Consider the following 16,878-nt stretch of genomic DNA (forward strand, 5'->3'; position numbering starts at 1 on the left):
TACCGAGCCTGAGAAACCCCTATGCGCTCCGCCGATGCTGGCAGGGTGGAAGGCATGGACGTCTCGAAGTACAGCGCAGCATCGTTCAACTACACCGATGTGGGGGCGACGAAGGGACCCTTCCCAGCGGGTTACCACTACGTCGAGAGGTCGCGAGTGGTCGGGTCGGGGCTCGACGACTTCCTGGCCGCAGCGGATGCCCTGATGCGGTGGGACATGCATCGCGGTGCCGGTCTGAAGATCCATTCGAGCGAAGATTCCGCCGTTCCCGACGCGGTGGTCGTTCTCACGCTCGGTCCGATCCGTATCCCGTGCAAGGTCGTCTACGTCATCGACGAGGCCAACCGACAGGGCTTCGCCTACGGCACACTCGACGGACATCCCGAGTCCGGGGAGGAGCTGTTCCACGTCGACTACTCCCCCGCGGACGGAACCGTCACCGCTCACATCACCGCGTTCTCGAGCCCCGGCCGCTGGTACACCAGGCTCGGCGGCCCGGTGGGAAGGCGCGTCCAGGCTCTGTTCACCGACCGGTATCTGACTGCGCTGGCGAAGGCCTGCCGTTCGCCGCGCTGAGTCAGGAGCCGGGCGGGTGTACGGCGCGCCAGTGCTCGGCGATGTCGATTCGCTTGGCGACCCATACTTTCTCGTGGGATTGCACGTGATCGAGAAACCGTTCGAGGGCCGCGATACGAGCCGGCCTGCCGACCAGTCGACAGTGCAATCCGACCGAGAGCATCTTGGGGCTGCCGTGCTCGCCTTCGGCATAGAGCACGTCGAACGCGTCCCGAAGATGTGCGAAGAACTCGTCCCCGGTCGAGAAGCCTCCCGGTGAGGCGAATCGCATGTCGTTGGTGTCGAGGGTGTACGGCACCACCAGGTGATCGACCGCCCCATTGCCCGTGGACACCTTCTCCCAGTACGGCAGGTCGTCGGCGTAGGAATCGGAGTCGTACACGAATCCGCCGTGCTCGACGACGAGTGATCGCGTGTTCGGTGAATCGCGGCCGGTGTACCACCCCAGCGGGGCCGAGCCGGTCAGCTCCGTCAGGATCGCCACGGCCTCGGCCATGTGCTCGCGCTCGACGTTCTCGTCGATCTGCTGATAGGACAGCCACCGCAGGCCGTGGCAGGCGATCTCGTGGCCCAGCTCTGCCAGCGCGGCAACCACTTCCGGATTTCGCTCCATGGCTTTCGCGACGGCGAACACCGTCAGAGGTAGATCTCGTTTCTCGAATGCTCGCAGTACTCGCCACACACCTGCCCTGGATCCGTACTCGTACAGGGACTCCATGCTCATGTGACGGTTCGGAAACGCTTGTGCCCCGATCATTTCCGACAGGAACGTCTCGGACTTGGTGTCGCCGTCGAGCACATTGTTCTCCGCGCCCTCCTCGTAATTGAGGACGAATTGGACGGCGATGTTCGCCTCTCCCGGCCACTGGGCATCCGGTGGTGTTCGGCCGTACCCGACCATGTCACGGGGGTAGCTCAGCGGAAACTGGGTCAGCGGGTGCGGAAGGCGCTCGGACGTCACCGAGGCAGTCTCTCACCGAAGTAGATACTCGCGCCGGGTGAGCGCAACCCTGATGGCTACGACGGGCGGTCGTATGCCAATATTGTCGCAACGCGGCAGCCTCGACGCCTCGTGCGCACGTCAACGTGAATCATCACTCGAGAGGACCGACCGGTGGCAAACAACGAACTGGAAACCGCTTCGTACGACCAGGTCGTCGATACCCGTCACGAGGTTCCGGACGTGCCGTCCGCCGAGTGGGGATGGAGTGGCGAGTCGAACCGTGCGATGCGAGTGGCCGCCATCGTCGTCGCCGCGTTCCTGCTCTTCATGATCATCGGCAACCACACCGGCAAGGTCGAGGACCTGTGGCTGATCGGATTCGCCGTCGGTCTGGTCGGACTGGTCGTGCGTGACGTGATCGTTCGCCGCAAGCCCCGCTAGCTGCCGGTCAGTTCTCGGCTGCCAGCTGACCGCACGCCGCGGCGATCTCCTGGCCACGGGTGTCGCGCACCGTGCACGAGACACCCTGCGCAATCACTCGTCTGACGAATTCTCGCTCCACCGGCTTCGGGCTGGCATCCCACTCGCTGCCCGGAGTCGGATTGAGCGGGATCAGGTTCACGTGAACCCGGGATCCGAGCGCCTTGTGCAGCTTCTTGCCCAACATGTCCGCTCGCCAAGGCTGATCGTTGACGTCCCGGATCATCGCGTACTCGATCGAGACGCGTCGACCGGTCTGATCGGCGTAGTACCGAGCGGCGGAGAGAACCTCCGCCACCGACCACCGGTTGTTGACCGGAACCAACGTGTCGCGAAGCTCGTCGTCGGGCGTGTGCAAGGACACAGCCAACGTGACGGACAATCCCTCGTCGGCCAACTTGCGAATGGCCGGAGCCAGACCGACCGTCGACACGGTGACCGAACGTTGGGAGAGTCCCAGACCGTCGGGTGCCGGTGAGACGATCTTGCGCACTGCAGCGACGACGCGTTTGTAGTTGGCCAGCGGCTCGCCCATCCCCATGAACACCACGTTCGACAGTCGGCCTTCGCCGCCGTGAACCACGCCGTCACGCAGATCGGCCGCAGCCGAACGGACCTGGTCGACGATCTCGGCGGTCGACAGGTTTCTCGTCAGACCGGCCTGGCCGGTCGCACAGAAAGGACAGGCCATTCCGCACCCGGCCTGACTGGAGATGCACAGAGTCGCCCGATCCGGGTATCGCATCAGAACGCTCTCGAGCAACGTCCCGTCGTTGGCCTTCCACAGGGTCTTTCGAGTGTCACCGTCGTCACATGCCAGGTGCTTGATCGGCGTCAGCAACGTGGGGAAGAGATCGGCACCGACCTTCTCGCGAGCCTCGGCCGGAAGGTCGGTCATCTTGGTGGTGTCGGCTTCGAGCCGCGCGTAGTAGTGGCGCGCCAGCTGATCCGCCCGGAACGCAGGCAGTCCGAGCGCCTTCACCGCCTCCCGGAGGCCCTCTTTGTCCAGGTCGGCGAGGTGACGCGACGGCATGCCCCGGCGCGGCGCAGTGAAGACCAAGGGAAGATTCGGTCTCTTCTGCTCGGTCGAGGTGTTCGTTGCGTCGGCGGCCTCACTCATGCCTCCATTGTCCACCCGTTTGCCTCGCAGTCCTATTCGCGTCGGTTTCCGACCGTTGTGCGACGGGTACTGGCGACGTGGCCGGATGCGCGTGCATTCGACCTCCACGTGCGGAAGGATCATCGACATGGCCACCAGAGCTGAAGACAGTCACGAGACATCGCTCGACAAGTCGAGCGCGGGCCTCCCCGGCGAACACAGGGCCTCGGGCGACCTCGCTCCGATCACCACCCCGGATTCGGACGGTCACTCGGCGCCCGATCCGGAGTTCGTTCCCGAGCGGCAGGCCGCCGCCTCGAACGACATCGCCCACACTCGCACCGCTGCCCTGTGGACCGGCCTCGTGGTGGGAGCCGTGGTTCTGGTCATTCTTCTCGTGTTCATCGTGCAGAACCTCGACTCGGTCACCGTGCAGATCTTCGCGTGGCAGCTCGATCTTCCGCTCGGCATCAGCATGTTGCTGGCCGCGATCGCGGGCGCACTGGTGATGGCCATGGTGGGAGGGGCTCGAATCCTTCAGGTACGGCGCTCCGCGAAAAAGAAGTAGCGCGGCTCGTGAACACTATGTACAGAAGCTGGCGCTGACTCACTGAATCGATCAGGCTGTGGGTGCCCCACTTCACTCGAGGAGCATGACGTGACAACTTTCATGGAGACACCAGTGGCATCCGGCGTTGCCCCCGACCGCGCGCGCTCCTGGCTGCTGGTGCCCGCAACCAAGCCCGACACCTTCGGCGATGCAGTCGCGTCGGGAGTCGATGCCGTCATCCTCGACATCGAGGACGCCGTCGCTCCGGCCAAGAAGCCCGCCGCACGCGAGGCTGTTGTTCAGTGGCTGAGCCAGGGCAATTCCGCATGGGTGCGCATCAACGATGCAACGACCCCGTACTGGGCCGACGATCTCGCCGCGTTGTCCGGTCTCCCCGGTCTGGTCGGCGTCATGCTCGCCAAGACCGAAAGCGGTGGCCAGGTCGAGGCAACCGCGGCCCGCCTGGCGCCCGGTACCCCGATTCTGGCGTTGGTCGAGTCGGCCATGGGCCTCGAAGCGGCTACCGAGATCGCCCGCGCGGATTCGACCTTCCGTCTCGCTTTCGGCAGCGGCGACTTCCGACGCGACACCGGTATGAGTGACGATCCACTGGCCATGGCCTACCCCCGCTCGCGCCTGGTCGTCTCCTCACGGGTGGCACGACTGCCCGGACCCATCGACGGTCCGACGTTGACCGCGAACGACAGCATCCTCGGACGCGATGCAGCCTTGACGCTGTCGATGGGCATGGCAGGCAAACTGTGCATGCACACCGATCAGGTGGCCATCGTCAACCGCGAATTGGCACCCTCACCCACGGACGTGTCCTGGGCACGCGACGTGATCGATGCTCTCGGCGCCGACGGTGCCCACGTCAAAGACGGTAGCGACCTGCCTCGGCTGGCGAAGGCGCTCAAGATCAGCGAACTCGCCGAGGTTTTCGGAATCTCCGGCGCGTCCTGATCACCCGGCGCTGAGGTGCGCGGGCCCACCTCAGCGCAATTCGACTCCCGCCGGTTTGCACCGAACGTGGATGCGATAGCGCACATCCAGAGCGAGTCCGTCGACCTCCCGTGCTGCCATACGCGCTACTCGCGGGGAGAACTCGATTCCCATTACCTCGCGCAAGGTCCGACGGTCGGGAAACGCCCATCTGGTGCCGACGCGAAGCAGCTCGAACCCCTGCGCATCGAAGAATGCCTCGACGGCCGCAGGATCGTACTGCGGAAGATCCGCACGCATCCAGTCACCGTACGGCGACGCCGTCGCGTCGAGGTCGACCACGACCAGTGCGCCGCCGGGCCGGAGGACGCGCATCGCCTCGCGAATACCCGGACCGCAGCCGGGGCCGAAGAAGTACGCCGTGCGGGCATGAACGAGGTCGATGCTCCCATCGGCGACGGGTAGCGAATCTGCTCGACCGACCTTCACATCGACGTTCGGGAGGCCGGCCACCCGCGATCTCGCCGCGGCCGCAAGCGGTTCGTGCGGCTCCACGCCCAGCACATCGGCGGCGTCGGCGGCAAAGATCGGAAGGTGAAATCCGCTTCCGCAGCCCACGTCGACAACTGCCTTGGACGCCCAGTTCGCGACCGACCTGATTGCCTCGAACACGGCACCGTCGACATCTTGAGCACGGTTCTCTGCCTCGTACAAGTGTGGCCAGTGCCAGATGTTGGGACTGGGTATCACCCCGCCGCGATCTGCGCGCATCGTCCGATCGAGTCGTTTCAGAGCAAGACGGTGAAGACGAGCCAGGCAACGAACGCCGACGGCAGCAGCGAGTCGAGTCGGTCCATGATGCCGCCGTGCCCGGGCAGCAACGAGCCCATGTCCTTGATTCTCAGGTCGCGCTTGACCTGCGATTCGATGAGGTCGCCCAGGGTGCCCGTGACGACCAGCACGACTCCCAGCAACACACCGATCATCGAGTTCGCCTCGAGGATCAGGGTCACCGTCAGCAGGCAACCGATGACGCAGAAGATGAGCGACCCGACGAGCCCCTCCCAGGACTTCTTCGGGCTGATCGCCGGTGCCATCGGGTGTTTGCCGAACAACACGCCGGCGATGTAACCGCCGACATCCGAACAGACGACGCCGATGACGAACACCAGGATGCGGCCGGCACCGTTGTCCTGCAGAACCATCAGAACGGCGAACGAGGCCAGGAGCGGTAACCAACAGGCCACCAGAACGGTGACCGAGAGTTCTTCGAGGTAATTCTTCGGTGCGGTGCCGAACCCCTGACGGAGTAACAGCCACACCATGCAGACCACAACGGTGCCCACCGCGGCACTGAGTACTCCGACGGCACCGAACGGCCAGCCCAGCCAGATCATGGCCTGACCGCCGAGAATCAGCGGGATGCGCGGAACCAGCACACCGCCCTCACGGAGCCGCTTGGATACCTCGTACGTCGCGACGGCCAATGCAACCGCGACGACTCCGATCCACACCAGCGGGACGAACACGAGCACGAGAATCAACCCGATACCCAAACTGCCGCCGACGCCGATCGCGGCAGGCAGATTACGGCCGGCTTTCCCGGCGGACTTCGCGGCAGCGACCCCGGACGAGGCAGCGGGCGTACCGCTGCCCTCCTGCCGATCCGGTCCCACCACTGTCGTCAACTCCTCGCGATTCATCGTCTGCCGTCGTGAAAGCCATTCCTCTCGGAGGTCAGACCTCCATCAACTCGCCCTCTTTGCGCTTGACGAGTTCGTCCACCGACGCGGTGTACTTGGCGGTCGTCTTGTCGAGCTCGTTTTCCGCGCGTACGACGTCGTCCTCGCCCGCTTCGCCGTCCTTCTGGATCCGCTTGAGCTCTTCCATCGTCTTGCGGCGAACGTTGCGAATGGAGACCTTCGCGTCCTCGCCCTTGCCCTTCGCCTGCTTGACGAATTCGCGGCGGCGTTCCTCGGTCAACTGCGGCACACCGATACGAATCAGGTTGCCGTCGTTCGTGGGGTTCACCCCGAGGTCCGAGTTGCGGATCGCAGTTTCGATCGGCCCCAGCTGATTCGACTCGTACGGCTTGATCACGACCAGACGAGCTTCCGGAACGCTGATGCTCGCCAGCTGAGTGATCGGCGTCGGCGCTCCGTAGTACTCGATGACGATGCGCGAGAACATTCCGGGGTTGGCACGCCCGGTACGGATCGAGGACAGATCGTCACGTGCAACCGATACGGCCTTTTCCATCTTCTCTTCGGCGTCGAAGAGCGCTTCGTCAATCACGATCTGTCCTCCATCGTCTTCGTTCTCGATTCACCCGCGGTCTTGTCGGTGACGTTCACGACGTGACCAGCGTGCCGATCTTCTCGCCCGCCACGGCGCGAGCAATGTTTCCTTGAACCAACAAATTGAACACCAACATCGGCATCTGGTTGTCCATGCAGAGGCTGAAGGCAGTCGCGTCGGCGACTTTGAGTCCCTGCTCGATCGCTTCGCGGTGAGTGATCGTGTCGAACATCGTCGCGTCGGGGTCCAGACGCGGATCGGCCGAGTAGACGCCGTCGACGCCCTTTGCCATCAGCAGCACCTCGGCTCCGATTTCCAGAGCGCGCTGTGCGGCCGTGGTGTCGGTGGAGAAGTACGGCATCCCCATCCCGGCCCCGAAGATCACGACGCGGCCCTTCTCCAGGTGCCTGCGCGCGCGTAGTGGTAAGTACGGCTCCGCGACCTGGCCCATGGTGATTGCCGTCTGCACCCTGGTTGCCACTCCCTGCTTTTCCAGGAAATCCTGCAGCGCAAGGCAATTCATGACCGTGCCGAGCATGCCCATGTAGTCCGAGCGAGATCGATCCATTCCGCGCTGCTGCAGTTCGGCACCACGGAAGAAGTTTCCGCCACCGATCACCACGGCGACCTGAACTCCGGTGGCCACCACCTCGGCGATCTGTTCGGCAACGTTGTTCACGACATCCGGGTCGAGCCCCACTTGGCCGCCACCGAACATCTCCCCACCCAGTTTGAGCATCACACGTCGGAACCCGGGACGGTCAGGGGCCGGATCGGTCATAGCTCTCCTCGGTACTCGTCGAACACTACGGTTTACTCACCGATCATCCTGCCCTATCGACACCCGATCGGTGGACACGGCTCCGACCTGCACACCCACCTGCCCTGCGCACGAACGATGCCGCCCACTCGATGGAATCGAATGAACGGCATCGCCTCGACCGACAGGTGCGCAGACTAGCTGGCGCCGACCTCGAATCGAGAGAAGCGGGTGATGGTCACGCCGGCCTCGTCGAGAATGGCCTTCACGGTCTTGTTGCCGTCCTGCACCGACTTCTGCTCGGTGAGAACGACGTCCTTGAAGAATCCGTTGACGCGACCTTCCACGATCTTCGGCAGAGCCTGCTCCGGCTTGCCTTCTTCGCGAGCGGTCTCTTCGGCGATGCGACGCTCGGCCGCAACCAGATCCTCGGGGACCTCGTCACGGCTGACGTACTTGGCCTTGAGCGCGGCGATCTGCATGGCGGCCGCGCGAGCGGCATCGCCTGCGGCGTCGCCGTCACCGGTGTATTCGACCAGCACGCCGACGGCAGGCGGCAGGTCCGCGCTGCGCTTGTGCAGGTACGTCGCGGTGTGGCCGTCGTAGGACACGACGCGGCGAATTTCCAGCTTCTCGCCGATCTTGGCCGACAACTCGTTCAGGGCCGTCTCGACGGTCTTGCCGTTCAGGTCGAGCGCCTTGAGTGCGTCGACATCGGCCGGCTTGCCTGCTGCAGCCGTCGACGCGACGGACGCGGCGAACGTCTGGAACTCGTCGTTCTTGGCCACGAAATCGGTCTCGGAGTTGATCTCGACGAGCACGCCACCCTCGGCGACGACGAGGCCCTCGGCGGTGTTGCGCTCGGCGCGCTTGCCGACGTCCTTGGCACCCTTGATACGCAGGTACTCGACGGCCTTGTCGTAGTCGCCGTCGTTCTCGGCGAGCGCGTTCTTGCAGTCCATCATTCCGGAGCCGGTGAGCTCACGGAGCCGCTTGACGTCGGCGGCAGTGTAGTTCGCCATCGTGGGCGAGCCTCCTCAAAGTCTGGTTACGGGCGTTGACGAAAAATGCTGTTCTCAGGGCGTGATCGACGGGCTCACTTCAGAGCTGACGCGACGACCACCCTGACACACCGAAGCGGCCCCGGCCCACCCCACTTCGGTGAACCGGGACCGAATTCGATCAAGCCTGAGCGGCCGGTGCTTCCTCTGCTGCCGGAGCCTCTGCAGCGGGAGCGTCGGTTGCCGGAGCTTCCTCTGCTGCCGCAGCCTCGGTTGCCGGTGCGTCGGCTGCCGGTGACGCCTGCTGGAGCTGCTCGAGCTCCCATTCGGCGAGGGGCTCGCCTGCGCCGACCTCGGGCTTGGCGTCGGATGCAGTGTTCTGACCTGCTCGCGCCTGCACGCCCTCGGCGACTGCGGATGCGACGACCTTGGTCAGCAGCGCAGCGGAACGGATCGCGTCGTCGTTGCCCGGGATCGGGTAGTCGACCACGTCGGGATCGCAGTTGGTGTCGAGGATCGCGATGACCGGGATGTTCAACTTGCGAGCCTCGGCAACGGCGAGGTGCTCCTTGTTGGTGTCGACGATCCAGATGGCCGACGGAACCTTGGCCATGTCCCGGATGCCACCGAGGGTGCGGTCGAGCTTGGTCATCTCACGCGTGAGCATGAGGATTTCCTTCTTGGTGCGTCCCTCGAAGCCACCGGTCTGCTCCATGGCCTCGAGCTCCTTGAGGCGGAGCAGACGCTTGTGCACCGTCTGGAAGTTGGTGAGCATGCCACCGAGCCAGCGCTGGTTCACGTAGGGCATGCCCACACGGGTCGCCTCAGCGGCGATGGACTCCTGTGCCTGCTTCTTGGTTCCGACGAACAGAACCGTGCCATTGTGGGCGACGGTCTCTTTGACGAACTCGTAGGCCTTGTCGATGAAGGTCAGAGTCTGCTGCAAGTCGATGATGTAGATGCCGTTGCGGTCGGTGAAGATGAATCGCTTCATCTTCGGGTTCCAGCGACGGGTCTGGTGTCCGAAGTGTGTGCCGCTGTCGAGCAGCTGCTTCATTGTTACTACAGCCATGGCTGAAGAACTCTCTTTCGATGGTGCGGTTGACGCAGAGTGTCGGTGACCTCTGCCCTGGCGGCCGCTGGAGTTGCCGGACCTGCGGATCTCGAGGATCCTCAGGACCGCCGACAACCGGTTCTCGTATCGGTAGTTCTGCCGTGGCAGTCGATGCGAAGAAAGCGGACGCGCGAAGTCGACCCGTGCACGCACAGGCCGCATCGACGAGTGTAGACCTGCCGCGCCCCCCGTCATAACCAGGCTCGACTGTCAAGAGATTCCGCTACCTGTGGACAAACAAGTCCGCCGTCCACAATCGACGTTCGCTGTCGTTTGTGTGCTCGGATTCGGGAGATGGTCGACGGGTGAACATTCGTCTCGCACTACGAGCATCGTCGATCGGCGTCGTGGTCGCCCTCTCGCTCTCGACGGCGGTGGCATCGGCCGCCCCGGGCGACTTCGCCTGGCCGCTGCAACCGAAGCCCCGAATCGTCACCCCGTTCGACCGCCCCGACCAGAATTGGCTTCCCGGACACCGCGGTGTCGACCTGGCCGCCGAGGAGGGCCGATCGGTACTGGCGGTGGCCGACGGCACGGTGGTCTTCGCCGGTTCGGTCGCGGGAAAACCCGTCGTGTCGGTGGACCATCCGGGAAGACTGCGATCGACGTACGAGCCGGTGACGGCCTCGGTTACAGCAGGAACCCGGGTCCGCCGCGGAACGGTGCTGGGTTCACTGGCGTCCGGACACGAGGGCTGCTCGTCCGCATGTCTGCACTGGGGCATCAGGCGGGGCCGCGAATACCTCGATCCGACGGCTCTGGTGCGCACACGTCCGATCAGATTGAAACCAGTGGACGGACCGAGCCGGTGACCGTCAGCGCGGGGGGCCGGAGTGCCTGCCGGACGCTGCGGGAAAATCGTCCGCGACCATGGCGGCGAGCTCGACGAATGCGCTCCTGGTCTGGGGGCGCAACATGTCGAGATCGACCACGGCACCCTCGGCCAGATGCTCGTCGAACGGAACGACGAGGACGGCTCGACATCGCTCGAGAAAATGCTGCTGCAGCAGGTTCATGTCCACTGCCGACGAGCCGGGACGAACCGAGCTGATCACCACTACCGTTCGCTCGACCAGGTGTCCGTAACCGTGCAGCTCGAGCCAGTCCAATGTCGCCGCTGCACTGCGCGCACCGTCGACCGCCGGCGAGCTGACCAGAACCAGCGCGTTCGCCAGTTGGAGCACACCGTTCATCGCCGAGTGCATGATGCCGGTTCCGCAATCGGTCAGGATCAGGTTGTAGTAGACCTGCAGCATGTCGATGACGGCTCGGTAGTCCTCTTCGCCGAACATTTCCGACGCCGCCGGGTCGCGCTCTCCCGCAAGCACTTCCAGTCGACTCGGTGCCTGCGAGGTGTGCTCGCGAATGTCGGAGTAGCGCCGAATGTTCGGTGCGGCGGCCAACAGGTCTCGGACGGTAGACGACGTCTGCCGCGGAACCCGCTCTCCGAGGGTGCCGAAATCGGGGTTCGCGTCCACTGCGATGACACAATCTCCCCGCAACGACGCGAACGTCGAGCCGAGGCCGAGAGTGGTCGTCGTCTTGCCGACACCACCCTTGAGCGAGAGGAACGCGATCCGGTAGTCACCGAGCACAGGCTGGCGGATGCGTTCGACCTGATTTCGGTACCGCTCCTCTGCGGTCGACTCACCCGGATTGATGACACCACCGGTCAGCCGGTGAACGCCTCGACGCCATCCGGAGTTCGACGCTCGCTTGGGACGCTTGAGCAGCGAATCCGCGCCGAGGTCCTGACTGTTGGGCCGATACGGATTGGGGGCACCCGCCCACGGTTGGGGCGACCAACCTCCTGTCGGTGCCGGGAACTCCTCGGGCCGCGACTGTGCGGGCAAGTGTCGGTTGGGCTCTGCGGCCACCGGCCCCGGCTCGAGCGGCACGGGTGGGTTGTATCGGGGCGGAACGGTCCGTCGGTCGATCGAATCGGGCGTCTGCCAGGGTGGCGGCTGCCGAGGCGTCGAACGTGATCGCGGAATCGGTTCCGGTGGTGCGGGCCGAGAACCGTTCTCCGGTGCCGTGCCGCTTCGGTCGCCGGGCTCCTGGCCGTGCGCCGCGAAGTCCTGACGGCCATGCATCGGCCACGGCTCCGAAGTACCTTGCGGTCGGTCGCGGTCCACGGTCCCCCGTATTCGGTCTTGTTGGTCGGTGATGACGCTACCAAACGTAGCGCCGCCGACGCTCGACTCACGCTCGGGGGTGAGCCTGATCGTGCACGGCGCGCAACCGTTCGACCGATACGTGGGTGTAGATCTGCGTGGTCGCGAGGGAGGCGTGCCCGAGCAACTCCTGCACCACCCTGAGATCGGCACCGCCTTCGAGGAGATGGGTCGCTGCTGTGTGGCGCAAGCCGTGCGGACCGAGGCTGGGGCCACCGGGAACGGCGTCGAGCACCGCATGAACTGCTGTTCTGGCCTGCCGTTGGTCGAGCCGCCCACCTCGCCTACCCAGCAACAGCGCGGCCCCGGATCGCTCATCGACCAACTCCGGCCTGCCACTGACGAGCCAGTTCTCCAGAGCGTCTGCTGCCGGCATGCCGTACGGCGCAGAGCGTTCCTTGTTTCCTTTACCCAGAACGCGAATCAGGCGGCGATCGGTGTCGACGTCGTCGATGTCGAGTCCGCACAGCTCTCCGACGCGGACCCCGGTTGCGTACAGGAACTCGACGATGAGCCGATCTCTCAGCGCGATCGGATCTAGCTCGGCAGCACCCGATTCGGCAGCGGCCAACGCCTCGGCCGCTTGATTGTGGCGCAGTACACCAGGCAAAGTCCGGTGACTCGACGGTGCTGCCAGCCGTTCTGCAGGCCCGACCTGCACCGCTCCCACCCGCTCGAGCCACTTGCCGAAGGTCCGCGCCGACGAGGTTCGCCTGGCCATCGAGGTTCTGGCCGCACCAGCCGCCGAATACTTCGCCAACCAGGAGCGCACAGCGCGGAGATCGAGATCGGCGATGGTCGCTTCGGGGTCGGAGTCCGCGAGATGCGCGAGGAGCGATCGAGCATCCGCGACGTAGGCGCGGATGGTGTGCTCGGAGCGCTCTCGACCGAGTCGAAGGTGTTCGGCGAACTCTTCGATGTGGATGCCGAGGTGGGGCGGCAGCGAATCGGTCATCGGCTCAGCTTGAGCGCTCCCACGCTCCGCGACAACCGGACACGCCGACCGTCACGAGCCGTCGCCCGCTCAGGCGTCGACACCGGCTTCGGCCTGCGCGAGCTCGCGCTTCCACACTCGGAAGTTCTCCTCGGTCCGCCCTCGACGCCAGTAGCCCGAGATCGATGCCCACTCGGCACCGACCCCACGCTCCTTGCGAATGTAGGGCCGGATGTTGTGCATCACGGCCTGCGCCTCACCGTGCACGAAAACATGTGCCTGGCCGGGCAGCCATTCCGTACCCTTGACTGCTGCGATCAAGGGAGCGTTGTCGCCGGCCAGGTCGTCGCTGACGTCGTTCGAGGATGCACCCCGGTGAACCCAGGTGACATCGACGACGGCGAGCGTCTCCATGTAGATCTCGTCGTGACGGTCGGCAACTTCGATGAAGACTTTGGCGATGGCGTCTTCGGGCAGCGCCTCCACGGCGGCCGAAATAGCGGGAATCGCCGATTCGTCACCTGCGAACAGATGCCAGTCCGCCTCGGGTCGAGGGGCGTACCCGCCGGACGGGCCGAAGAACGACATCTCGTCCCCCGGCTTCGCCTTGGTGGCCCACGGCCCGGCAACTCCTTCGTCGCCGTGCACCACGAAGTCGATCGCGATCTCGCGCGCACTCGTGTCGACGGATCGAACGGTGTAGGTGCGCATGATCGGATCGTCGTCGGTTCCGAAGAACAGCTTGACGTAGGCGTCGGTCTCGTCGATCGCGTCGAAGTCGTCGAAATTGTCTCCGCCGAGGTACACCCGGTACATGTGCGGGGTGAGCGCCTCGGTGCGCAGGACGGACAGGGTGGTTTTCTTGCGTGGCACTTCGGACCCCTCTTCGAGCGAACGACGTCGATGCGTGCTGCACCGACTAAGCATTACCTAACACCCTACCTTCGGGGCTCGGCGAAGGTGGTGTTCATCCCCGCACCACTCGGAACCATCCTGTCTCGTCGCTCGCAACGAAGCCGTCCATTTCCAGCACAGGCAGTGCAGCACGCACCTTGCCGATCGGCACACCGGACTGTTCGGACAACTCGCGGCTCGACAGCGACCCGGTTGCCGGCAACGCGTCGTAGATCAACAATCCGGTCTCCGAGAGCGCATCCGTCTCACGAAAGAGATCGGGCCGCCATTCCTCCGGCGACCCGAGGGCACCGGCCTCGGCAACGACATCGTGCGAGCTCGACACCAGCACGGCCTCGCCGTCGCGGATCATGCGATGGCACCCCTTGGACGTCGGTGATGTGACCGGTCCGGGGACCGCGAGTACCGGACGACCCAGTTTCTTGGCCCATGCCGCAGTGTTGCGAGCCCCGCTGCGCCACCCTGCCTCGACCACCACCACTGCCGATCCGAGTGCCGCAACGAGTCTGTTGCGAGCGAGGAAGCGATGCTTGGCAGGGGTGGTGCCCGGTGCGTACTCGCTCAGGACCAGCCCGTGATCGGCTATCTGTCGCAGCAATCGCGAATGCCCCGCCGGATACGCACGGTCGACGCCACAGGCGAGCACCGCCATCGTCGTTCCCTCTACTCCGAGAGCCGCCCGATGCGCCGCGGCATCGATCCCGAAGGCCGCTCCCGAAATGATGGTCCAACCGTCGAGTGCGAGGTCTGCCGAAATTTCTGCGGTCACGTGATCCCCGTACGGGCTCGATGCACGGGTCCCCACGATCGACACCGATCGTTCGGTGGCAGTTGCGACGGGCCGATTTCCGAGCGCCCACAACGCAATCGGAGGACAGGTGTCCACCCCTGCGGTCAGACCCGATCCGTCGAAGCCGAGGAATCTCCACGCCGGCCACTCGTCGTCGTCGGGAGTGATCAACCGGCCACCCAGCGCGCCGATGTGATCGAGATCGGCTGCAGCGGTGTCGATGTGGGCACGTACCTCGAGCCGCTCGCCCAATCGGCCTGCCCGCACCGCCGCAGCGGCCGCTTCCGGGCCGTGCGCCGCGGCATGGTCGACCACGAGTCGATGCGGGCCCTGCGCCACCCGCGACAGATATGCCCACGCGAGTCGGCGTGCGTCGTGGGTCATGCCACTCCCCTGTCGCGGAAATCCAGTGCTGCTCCGACCTCGTCGGCACCGGGAACCGTGCCACCTGCGAGGTCGCTCAACGTCCACGCCACCCGTATCGCCCTGTCTGCTCCCCGCGCGGTCAACGATCCGTTCCGGAGCGCACGCTCCACCGGCGCGAGCGTCGAGCGCGCCAGCCGAAATCGTTGCCGGAGCGCAGGTCCCGGGACTTCTGCATTTGTTCTCCAGCCGAAATCCTGCCACCGCTGTGCGGCCGCGTCCCTGGCTCCGGTCACGCGTGCGCGGATCTCACTCGTTCCCTCCCCCACCTCGTCGACCAGTGCTCCCGTCGCGACGCCCATCATCTGTATGCGGAGATCGACACGGTCCAGCAACGGCCCCGAGAGCTTTCCGAGATATTTGCGCCGAGCAGTGGGCGCACAGACACAATCGACCTGTCGCGCAGGTGCGCACGGGCACGGGTTCGCCGCCAGAACCAGCTGAAATCGAGCCGGATATCTCGCCACACCGTCTCGACGAGCAATGCGAATCTCACCGTCCTCCAACGGAGTCCGCAGAGCCTCCAGTACGCGAACGCTCATCTCGGCGCACTCGTCCAGAAACAGGACTCCGCGATGTGCGCGACTGACCGCTCCTGGTTTGGCCATTCCCGTTCCACCACCCACCAGAGCGCTCACCGACGTCGAATGATGAGGTGCGATGAACGGCGGCGATGTGATGAGCGGTCGCGCAGTGGTCAACAACCCTGCCACCGAATGGATGGCCGTCACCTCGAGCGCCTCGGACTCGGTCAGCGGTGGCAGAATCCCCGGAAGACGCTGCGCCAGCATTGTTTTGCCGATCCCCGGCGGACCGGTCAGCATGATGTGATGTGCTCCGGCCGCCGCTACTTCCAGAGCCCACCGCGCATCCGCCTGCCCGGCTACATCACTGAGATCCGGATAGATCTCCTGATGCCACTCGGTCGGCACCGGCGATTCCAGGGCTTGCTCGCCGCGAAGCCACGCCACGACATCCCCGAGCGAGCCTGCGCCCAGCACGTCGATACCGTCCACCAGGCCCGCCTCGGGTAGACACTGCATCGGGACCACCACCCGTTGCCAACCTGCACCCTTGACCGCAAGCACCCCGGGTAAGACCCCGCGAACTGCTCTGAGCCGGCCGTCCAGAGCGAGTTCGCCCAGAAACACCGTCTCCGACAGACTCCCGCGCGGGATGGCCTTCGCCGCATCGAGAACAGACAACGCGAGAGCGAGGTCGTACACCGATCCACCCTTGGGCAACGTTGCGGGCGACAGCGCGAGAATCACCCGGCTGTCCGGCCACGTGCCACCCGAGTTCTTCACGGCCGCTTTCACGCGATCTCGCGACTCGTTCAGCGCGGTATCGGGCAGACCGACCAGATGGGTGCCGGGCAAGCCCTGCCCGATGTCGGCTTCGATCTCCACCAGCACACCGTCGACACCGTTGACCGCAACCGAATGCGCTCTCCCGAGCGGCATCAGAACGCAGCCCGGATGTGAGTGATCACCGGATTGACGTCTCTCCCGACCACGATCGCGATCACGTCGAATCTGATCTGCACCCACGGACCCTGTTGCAGGGCAAGCCACGACAGCGCAAGCCCTCTGATCCGCACCTGCTTGGTGTACGTCACAGCCTCGGCCGGCGTTCCGTAACCGATTCCCGAACGTGTCTTCACCTCGACGAACACCATGGTGTCACCCTCGCGCGCAATGATGTCGAGCTCACCGGATCGATGCCGCCAGTTCCGCTCGATCACCTCGAGCCCGATGTCCTCGAGATGGCGCACCGCGAGGTCCTCACCGCGCGCACCGAGTTCCTGATTGGTCGGCATATCCGCATTCCTCCACTCTCCGGCCGTACTTCGCGGCCGATTCGGTGCTACCGAAGGTGG

The 16,878-nt window shown here is 64.9% G+C and carries 19 protein-coding genes; 5 read left to right on the plus strand and 14 right to left on the minus strand.

Annotation, left to right across the window (positions count from 1 at the left end):
- Positions 1-54: 54 nt before the first annotated feature.
- Positions 55-576 (plus strand): DUF1990 family protein, encoded by a 522-nt coding sequence (locus tag CH286_RS23775; protein WP_052058472.1) that lies wholly within the window; start codon positions 55-57, stop codon positions 574-576.
- Between the two features lies 1 nt (position 577).
- Here CH286_RS23775 and puuE read toward each other — a convergent pair whose 3' ends face one another.
- Complete coding sequence (puuE, locus tag CH286_RS23780; protein WP_032403600.1) at positions 578-1,477, minus strand: allantoinase PuuE; 900 nt, start codon at positions 1,475-1,477, stop codon at positions 578-580.
- A 213-nt stretch (positions 1,478-1,690) separates the two neighbouring features.
- On the opposite strand from puuE, the gene CH286_RS23785 reads away from it, so the two are divergent.
- Complete coding sequence (locus CH286_RS23785; protein WP_094610547.1) at positions 1,691-1,960, plus strand: DUF2631 domain-containing protein; 270 nt, start codon at positions 1,691-1,693, stop codon at positions 1,958-1,960.
- Positions 1,961-1,967: 7 nt separating this feature from the next.
- On the opposite strand, the gene rlmN is transcribed toward CH286_RS23785, so the two are convergent.
- Positions 1,968-3,119, minus strand: coding sequence for a 23S rRNA (adenine(2503)-C(2))-methyltransferase RlmN (gene rlmN, locus CH286_RS23790; protein WP_052058493.1), 1,152 nt, complete (start codon positions 3,117-3,119; stop codon positions 1,968-1,970).
- A gap of 127 nt (positions 3,120-3,246) precedes the next feature.
- Between rlmN and CH286_RS23795 the strand changes: the two genes are divergently transcribed.
- Both CH286_RS23795 and CH286_RS23800 read left to right on the plus strand, forming a co-directional pair.
- On the plus strand, positions 3,247-3,666 hold the full coding sequence (locus tag CH286_RS23795; RefSeq protein WP_032403193.1) for a LapA family protein: 420 nt from the start codon (positions 3,247-3,249) through the stop codon (positions 3,664-3,666).
- 102 nt (positions 3,667-3,768) lie between these two features.
- On the plus strand, positions 3,769-4,611 hold the full coding sequence (locus CH286_RS23800) for an HpcH/HpaI aldolase/citrate lyase family protein (RefSeq protein ID WP_032403192.1): 843 nt from the start codon (positions 3,769-3,771) through the stop codon (positions 4,609-4,611).
- 30 nt (positions 4,612-4,641) lie between these two features.
- Here the strand turns inward: CH286_RS23800 and CH286_RS23805 are convergent, their stop codons facing one another.
- From CH286_RS23805 to rpsB, 6 genes are all read right to left on the minus strand, one after another.
- The gene (locus tag CH286_RS23805) at positions 4,642-5,361 is read right to left on the minus strand and encodes a class I SAM-dependent methyltransferase (RefSeq protein WP_094610548.1); all 720 of its coding nucleotides are present in this window, start codon (positions 5,359-5,361) and stop codon (positions 4,642-4,644) included.
- A 17-nt stretch (positions 5,362-5,378) separates the two neighbouring features.
- Positions 5,379-6,293, minus strand: coding sequence for a phosphatidate cytidylyltransferase (locus tag CH286_RS23810; protein ID WP_032377052.1), 915 nt, complete (start codon positions 6,291-6,293; stop codon positions 5,379-5,381).
- Positions 6,294-6,327: 34 nt separating this feature from the next.
- Positions 6,328-6,885 (minus strand): ribosome recycling factor, encoded by a 558-nt coding sequence (frr, locus tag CH286_RS23815; RefSeq protein ID WP_027496705.1) that lies wholly within the window; start codon positions 6,883-6,885, stop codon positions 6,328-6,330.
- 55 nt (positions 6,886-6,940) lie between these two features.
- On the minus strand, positions 6,941-7,669 hold the full coding sequence (gene pyrH, locus CH286_RS23820) for a UMP kinase (protein ID WP_032377051.1): 729 nt from the start codon (positions 7,667-7,669) through the stop codon (positions 6,941-6,943).
- Between the two features lie 176 nt (positions 7,670-7,845).
- Complete coding sequence (gene tsf, locus CH286_RS23825; protein ID WP_032403190.1) at positions 7,846-8,670, minus strand: translation elongation factor Ts; 825 nt, start codon at positions 8,668-8,670, stop codon at positions 7,846-7,848.
- Between the two features lie 160 nt (positions 8,671-8,830).
- Positions 8,831-9,721 (minus strand): 30S ribosomal protein S2, encoded by an 891-nt coding sequence (gene rpsB / locus CH286_RS23830; RefSeq protein ID WP_094610549.1) that lies wholly within the window; start codon positions 9,719-9,721, stop codon positions 8,831-8,833.
- 347 nt (positions 9,722-10,068) lie between these two features.
- Here rpsB and CH286_RS23835 point away from each other — a divergent pair, with 347 nt between their 5' ends.
- The gene (locus CH286_RS23835) at positions 10,069-10,575 is read left to right on the plus strand and encodes a M23 family metallopeptidase (RefSeq protein ID WP_094610550.1); all 507 of its coding nucleotides are present in this window, start codon (positions 10,069-10,071) and stop codon (positions 10,573-10,575) included.
- Positions 10,576-10,578: 3 nt separating this feature from the next.
- On the opposite strand, the gene CH286_RS23840 is transcribed toward CH286_RS23835, so the two are convergent.
- The 6 genes from CH286_RS23840 to CH286_RS23865 form a co-directional block, all read right to left on the minus strand.
- The gene (locus tag CH286_RS23840) at positions 10,579-11,856 is read right to left on the minus strand and encodes a MinD/ParA family ATP-binding protein (RefSeq protein WP_249305475.1); all 1,278 of its coding nucleotides are present in this window, start codon (positions 11,854-11,856) and stop codon (positions 10,579-10,581) included.
- 109 nt (positions 11,857-11,965) lie between these two features.
- Positions 11,966-12,892, minus strand: coding sequence for a tyrosine recombinase XerC (locus CH286_RS23845; RefSeq protein WP_094610551.1), 927 nt, complete (start codon positions 12,890-12,892; stop codon positions 11,966-11,968).
- Between the two features lie 69 nt (positions 12,893-12,961).
- A complete protein-coding gene (locus CH286_RS23850; protein WP_094610552.1) occupies positions 12,962-13,744 on the minus strand; it encodes a siderophore-interacting protein in 783 nt (260 codons plus the stop codon).
- A 94-nt stretch (positions 13,745-13,838) separates the two neighbouring features.
- Entirely contained in the window at positions 13,839-14,960 is a 1,122-nt protein-coding gene (dprA, locus tag CH286_RS23855) for a DNA-processing protein DprA (RefSeq protein ID WP_032377046.1), read from the minus strand.
- On the minus strand, positions 14,957-16,462 hold the full coding sequence (locus CH286_RS23860; protein ID WP_094610553.1) for a YifB family Mg chelatase-like AAA ATPase: 1,506 nt from the start codon (positions 16,460-16,462) through the stop codon (positions 14,957-14,959). The genes dprA and CH286_RS23860 overlap by 4 nt, the downstream gene beginning before the upstream one ends.
- Positions 16,462-16,818 carry a YraN family protein gene (locus tag CH286_RS23865; protein ID WP_094610554.1) on the minus strand — a complete coding sequence of 119 codons (357 nt, stop codon included), beginning with the start codon at positions 16,816-16,818 and terminating at the stop codon, positions 16,462-16,464. Before CH286_RS23865 ends, CH286_RS23860 begins: the two co-directional genes overlap by 1 nt.
- Between the last annotated feature and the right edge of the window lie 60 nt (positions 16,819-16,878).

It is taken from the genome of Rhodococcus sp. WWJCD1 (assembly GCF_002258735.1).
Lineage (GTDB): Bacteria > Actinomycetota > Actinomycetes > Mycobacteriales > Mycobacteriaceae > Rhodococcoides.

Bases quoted from the DNA above. Each gene is read 5' to 3' on its own strand.
- CH286_RS23775 (WP_052058472.1), top strand. From the start codon at position 55: ATGGACGTCTCGAAGTACAGCGCAGCATCGTTCAACTACACCGATGTG.
- puuE (WP_032403600.1), bottom strand. From the start codon at position 1,477: ATGGTCGGGTACGGCCGAACACCACCGGATGCCCAGTGGCCGGGAGAG.
- rlmN (WP_052058493.1), bottom strand. From the start codon at position 3,119: ATGAGTGAGGCCGCCGACGCAACGAACACCTCGACCGAGCAGAAGAGA.
- CH286_RS23795 (WP_032403193.1), top strand. From the start codon at position 3,247: ATGGCCACCAGAGCTGAAGACAGTCACGAGACATCGCTCGACAAGTCG.
- CH286_RS23800 (WP_032403192.1), top strand. From the start codon at position 3,769: ATGGAGACACCAGTGGCATCCGGCGTTGCCCCCGACCGCGCGCGCTCC.
- CH286_RS23805 (WP_094610548.1), bottom strand. From the start codon at position 5,361: ATGCGCGCAGATCGCGGCGGGGTGATACCCAGTCCCAACATCTGGCAC.
- CH286_RS23810 (WP_032377052.1), bottom strand. From the start codon at position 6,293: ATGAATCGCGAGGAGTTGACGACAGTGGTGGGACCGGATCGGCAGGAG.
- pyrH (WP_032377051.1), bottom strand. From the start codon at position 7,669: ATGACCGATCCGGCCCCTGACCGTCCCGGGTTCCGACGTGTGATGCTC.
- tsf (WP_032403190.1), bottom strand. From the start codon at position 8,670: ATGGCGAACTACACTGCCGCCGACGTCAAGCGGCTCCGTGAGCTCACC.
- rpsB (WP_094610549.1), bottom strand. From the start codon at position 9,721: ATGGCTGTAGTAACAATGAAGCAGCTGCTCGACAGCGGCACACACTTC.
- CH286_RS23840 (WP_249305475.1), bottom strand. From the start codon at position 11,856: ATGCATGGCCGTCAGGACTTCGCGGCGCACGGCCAGGAGCCCGGCGAC.
- CH286_RS23845 (WP_094610551.1), bottom strand. From the start codon at position 12,892: ATGACCGATTCGCTGCCGCCCCACCTCGGCATCCACATCGAAGAGTTC.
- dprA (WP_032377046.1), bottom strand. From the start codon at position 14,960: ATGACCCACGACGCACGCCGACTCGCGTGGGCATATCTGTCGCGGGTG.
- CH286_RS23860 (WP_094610553.1), bottom strand. From the start codon at position 16,462: ATGCCGCTCGGGAGAGCGCATTCGGTTGCGGTCAACGGTGTCGACGGT.
- CH286_RS23865 (WP_094610554.1), bottom strand. From the start codon at position 16,818: ATGCCGACCAATCAGGAACTCGGTGCGCGCGGTGAGGACCTCGCGGTG.